This window comes from Streptomyces sp. NPDC001781 (assembly GCF_053596035.1).
Window position 1 is genome coordinate 1 of the sequence record NZ_JBSFFI010000067.1, and the last position, 4,013, is coordinate 4,013.

At 71.4% G+C, this 4,013-nt stretch carries 3 protein-coding genes; 1 reads left to right on the forward strand and 2 read right to left on the reverse strand.

Annotation, left to right across the window (positions count from 1 at the left end; all coding sequences use genetic code 11):
* A partial coding sequence (locus ACWCV3_RS28485; protein ID WP_451230102.1) for a type I polyketide synthase occupies positions 1 to 1,787 on the reverse strand: 1,787 nt, incomplete at its 3' end.
* Between the two features lie 312 nt (positions 1,788 to 2,099).
* Here ACWCV3_RS28485 and ACWCV3_RS28490 point away from each other — a divergent pair.
* Positions 2,100 to 2,840 (forward strand): thioesterase II family protein, encoded by a 741-nt coding sequence (locus ACWCV3_RS28490; RefSeq protein WP_451230105.1) that lies wholly within the window; start codon positions 2,100 to 2,102, stop codon positions 2,838 to 2,840.
* A 74-nt stretch (positions 2,841 to 2,914) separates the two neighbouring features.
* Here ACWCV3_RS28490 and ACWCV3_RS28495 read toward each other — a convergent pair.
* Positions 2,915 to 4,013, reverse strand: a 1,099-nt coding sequence (locus tag ACWCV3_RS28495) for a beta-ketoacyl reductase (protein WP_451230108.1), incomplete at its 5' end; no start/stop codon positions are given.

Consider the following 4,013-nt stretch of genomic DNA (forward strand, 5'->3'; position numbering starts at 1 on the left):
AGCTCACGACCCATCCCCACCCACTGCGCACCCTGACCCGCGAACACGAACACCGTCCGCCCACCAGAACGCGCCACCCCCGACACCACAGAACCGCTCCGCGTCCCGGTGACCAGGCTCTCCAGACCGGCCGTCAGTTCCTCACGGCCACCGCCGATCACCACCGCGCGGTGCTCGAACACCGACCGCGACGCGGCCAGGGACCACGCCACGTCGGCCGGCTCCAGCTCGGGCCGGGCCGCCGCCCAGGCGGCCAGCCGCTCGGCCTGTGCCGTCAGCGCCTCGGCGCTGCGGCCCGACACCAGCCAGGCCGACACGCTGCCGGGCTCGACCACGGCGGGAGCACTCACCGCCGGCTCGTCGTCCCCGGTCTCCTCGACGGCCTCGTCGGCCTCGTCCCCGGTAGGCGCCTCCTCCAGGATCACGTGCACGTTCGTGCCGCTCATCCCGAACGCCGACACACCGGCCCGGCGCACCCGCTCCCCGGTCGGCCATGGCCGCGCCTCGGCCAGCAGCCGCACCTCGCCCGCCGACCAGTCGACGTGCGGGGTCGGCTCCTCGACGTGCAGTGTCCGAGGCATCTCCTCGTGCTGGAGCGCGAGGACCATCTTGATCAGACCGGCAGCGCCGGCGGCGGCCTGGGTGTGGCCGATCACGGACTTCACCGAACCGAGCCACAGCGGACGGTCCTCGGGGCGTTCCTGGCCGTAGGTCTCGATCAGCGCGTCGGCCTCGATCGGGTCGCCGAGCTTCGTGGCGGAACCGTGCGCCTCGACGACGTCCACGTCGGCGGAGGAGACAGCGGCGTTGGCGAGGGCGGCGCGGATGACGCGCTGCTGCGCCGGGCCGTTGGGGGCCGTCAGGCCGTTGGAGGCGCCGTCCTGGTTGACCGCGCTGCCGCGTACCACCGCGAGGACCTTGTGGCCGTTGCGGCGAGCGTCCGAGAGACGTTCCACGACGAGGACGCCGACGCCCTCGCCCCAGCCGGAGCCCTCGGCGTCGGCGCTGAACGACCGGCAGCGGCCGTCGAAGGACATGCCGCGCTGGCGGGAGAAGCCGACGAAGACGGCGGGGGTGGCGGCGATGGTGACGCCGGAGACGAGCGCGAGCGAGCACTCGCCGGAGCGCAGCGACTGCACGGCGAGGTGCAGGGCGACGAGGGACGACGAGCAGGCGGTGTCCACGGTCACGGCCGGGCCCTCAAGGCCGAAGCCGAAGGCGACGCGGCCGGACAGCACGCTGGTCGCGATGCCGGTGAGCAGGTGGCCTTCCGAACCGCTGGACTCGATCGAGGCTCCGGTGCCGTAGCCGGAGGTGTAGGCGCCGGTGAAGACGCCGGTCTGGCTGCCGCGCAGGTCGGCGGGGTCGATGCCCGCGCGCTCCAGCGCCTCCCAGGAGGTCTCCAGCAGCAGACGTTGCTGCGGGTCCATCATCAGCGCCTCGCGGGGGCTGATGCCGAAGAAGGAGGCGTCGAAATCGGCGACGTCGTGGACGAATCCGCCGTGCCGCGCGTAGGAGGTGCCGGGGTGGTCCGGGTCGGGGTCGTAGAGGTTCTCCAGATCCCACCCGCGGTTCTGGGGGAACGCGCCGATCGTGTCCGTGCCGTCGGCCAGCAGCTCCCAGAGCCGCTCAGGGCTGTTCGCCCCACCGGGGAAACGGCAGCCCAGGCCGACGATCGCGATCGGTTCCCGGCTGCGCTCCTCGACTTCCGCAAGCCGGCGGCGAACCTGACGCAGGTTGGCCGTCACGAGCTTGAGATAGTCGCGGAGTTTGTCTTCGCTCGCCATCTACTACCGCACCATCCCTGACCCTGTGGGGAATCGCCCGTGTTTTTTTCCGCCGCTATATCGAGCCGACTTTCGGGAAGCTATCCGCCCGTCGAGGAGGGCTGCAACGTCTCACTTGAACACCTCACGGGTGTTCAGACGCGGTTGCACGGCAGTCGAACAGCGTCTGGGAGGGCGTCCGGGGCAGGGGCCGAAACGTTACTCGGAATTGACTCGCGATTTAGAACAACAAACGAAGATGATGCCGGTCGGAATTCGGGCGCGGGGCGGTTAAATTTGCGCTGTCCCCTCATCCGATCCAGAGGAGCCAGCATGTCCGCATCCCCCTCCGAAGAAGCGCAGTGGCTCCGCCGCTACCAGCCGACCGAGAACCCCGTCGGCACGCTGCTGTGCCTTCCGCACGCGGGCGGGTCGGCCTCGTTCTTCCTCCCCGTCGCCCGCGCCCTCGCCCCTGACGTCGATGTGGTCGCCGTCCAGTACCCGGGCCGCCAGGACCGGCGCACGGAGCCGCTGATCGACGACCTGGGCGCGCTGGCCGACCGTATCCACGCGCTGCTCGCCCCGGCGCCGCAGCGTCCGCTGGCCCTGTTCGGGCACAGCATGGGCGCGCTGCTCGCCTTCGAGGTGGCCCGCCGCCTCGAAGCCGACGGCCACCGCCCGGCCCACCTGTTCGTGTCCGGCAGGCGTGGGCCCGCGACTTACCGGGACGAGCGCGCCCACCGCAGCGACGACGAGATCATGGCCGAGGTGCGCGCCCTGAGCGGCACCGCGTCCGCTCTGCTGGGCGACGACGAGATGATGCGCGCCGCGCTGCCCTCTCTACGCGCCGACTACAAGGCGGTCGAGACCTACCGGTGCGAGCCGGACGCGTCCGTGACCTGCCCCGTCACGGTCCTGACCGGCGACGACGACCCGAAGACCACCGTGGACGAGGCGAAGGCGTGGGACGGCCACACGACCGGCGCGTTCGACCTCCGGGTCTTCGCGGGCGGCCACTTCTTCCTCAGCGCCCACGCGCTGGAGATCAACCAGTTGCTGAAGCGGTCTTTCTAGCTAGCCCGTATATGACGAGACGGCGGCCTCTTTCTCGGAGGCCGCCGTCTCGTCGTGTCCAGAGTGTCCCGGGGTTACAGCTCCAGTTCCTTGTCGATGAGGTCAAAGATCTCGTCGTCGGTCGCCTCGCCGATCTCGCGCAGATCCTCGGCGTTGTCCGAGCGTCCGCTGCGGAAGTCGTGGACGAGTCCTTCGAGGCGGGTCAGGATCGCCGTGCGGCGCCGGCTGTCGGCCGCTGTGGCGAGCACCGATTCGAGGCGGTCGATTTCCTCGAGGACCAGTTGGTCGGGGTCGGCCGTGTCTGCCGTACGTTCGAGCAGGTACTCGGCCAGCGCCTGGGGGGTCGGGTAGTCGAAGGCCAGCCCGGCGGACAGGTGCACTCCGGTGACGCGGCTGAGCGCGTTGCGCAGTTCCAGCCCCATCAGCGAGGTGAAGCCGAGTTCGCGGAAGGAGCGGGTCGTCTGGAGGCGGTCCGGCCCGCCCACGCCCAGGACGAGTGCGGCCTGCGTCTTGATCAGCTCGGAGAGCGTCTCCAACCGCTGCTCCGGGCTGAGCCCGGCCAGCCGCGCGGCGAGGTCGCCGTCCGCCGGTGCGGCCGTCGCGGTGCTCGGGCCGGCCCGGTGGGCCAGTACGGCGGGCAGGTGGGGGTTGTCGTGGGTCAGGGTGCCGTTGTTCAGGCGGGCGGCGACCAGTGCCGGACGGCCGGTGCCGGGGGCGGCGTCGAGCAGGGCCAGGCCCTCGGCATCGGAGATCAGCGCGAGCCCGGCGCGTGCCATCCGGTCCCGGTCCCCCTGCTCCAGCGTGCCGGCCATGCCGTCGGCGCGTGCCCAGGGGCCCCAGTCCAGCGAGATCGCGGCGAGGCCCAGTCCGTGCCGGTACTCGGCGAGGGCGTCGAGGAAGGTGTTGGCGGCGGCGTAGTTGCCCTGTCCGGGGTTGCCCCAGACGCCGGCCACGGAGGAGAACAGGACGAAGCGTGAGACGTCCGTCCGGCTCGTCAGCTCGTGCAGGTTCCACGCGCCGAGTGCCTTCGCCCGCACCACGGAACGGACCTGCTCCGGGGTCAGGGTCCCGATCAGCCCGTCGTCGAGGACGCCGGCGGCGTGGAAGACGCCGTCCAGACGCTGGACCGTGGCGAGCACCGACTCCAGTGCCTCGCGGTCGGCGACGTCGCAG